This window comes from Clostridium tyrobutyricum DSM 2637 = ATCC 25755 = JCM 11008, from assembly GCF_000359585.1.
GTDB classification, from domain to species: domain Bacteria; phylum Bacillota; class Clostridia; order Clostridiales; family Clostridiaceae; genus Clostridium_B; species Clostridium_B tyrobutyricum.
Map to the genome: position 1 here is coordinate 1 of NZ_APMH01000067.1, position 564 is coordinate 564.

At 43.4% G+C, this 564-nt stretch carries 1 protein-coding gene; it reads left to right on the forward strand.

What is annotated here, in order from left to right; all coding sequences use genetic code 11:
- On the forward strand, positions 1–564 hold a 564-nt coding region (locus tag J418_RS15830), incomplete at both ends, for a DNRLRE domain-containing protein (protein WP_017896045.1).

A 564-nucleotide genomic window follows, 5' to 3' on the forward strand; every position in this document is an offset into this window, starting at 1 on the left:
TAACAGTTTATAATAACCTGGTTAATTTTAGCCAAAACACAGTTACATGGAGTAATGCACCTAATATTTCAATTACTCTATATAAAACCAAAATATCTAATAGAGATATAGGTCATTATGTAAAATTTGATATTACAAATTTAGTTAAAGGCTGGTACAATAATACCATTGCAAATAATGGTTTAACATTAGTCGGAATAGAGGATACTCCTTATACTATAATTGGATATGATAGCAGTAGAGGCACTAATAGTCCTTATTTATCTATAGATTATAATTGTGATACTCCTTGTCCAATATGTCCAACTGGTCCTACCGGTCCTCAGGGATGTCCTGGTCCTACCGGTCCTAAAGGATGTCCTGGCCCTGCTGGTCCCCAAGGTAAACCTGGCCCTACCGGCCCTAAAGGTGATCCCGGCCCTACCGGTCCTCAAGGTAAACCTGGCCCTACCGGTCCTCAAGGTAAACCTGGCCCTACCGGCCCTAAAGGTGATCCCGGTCCTACTGGTCCCCAAGGTAAACCTGGTCCTACCGGCCCTAAAGGTGATCTCGGCCCTACTGGCC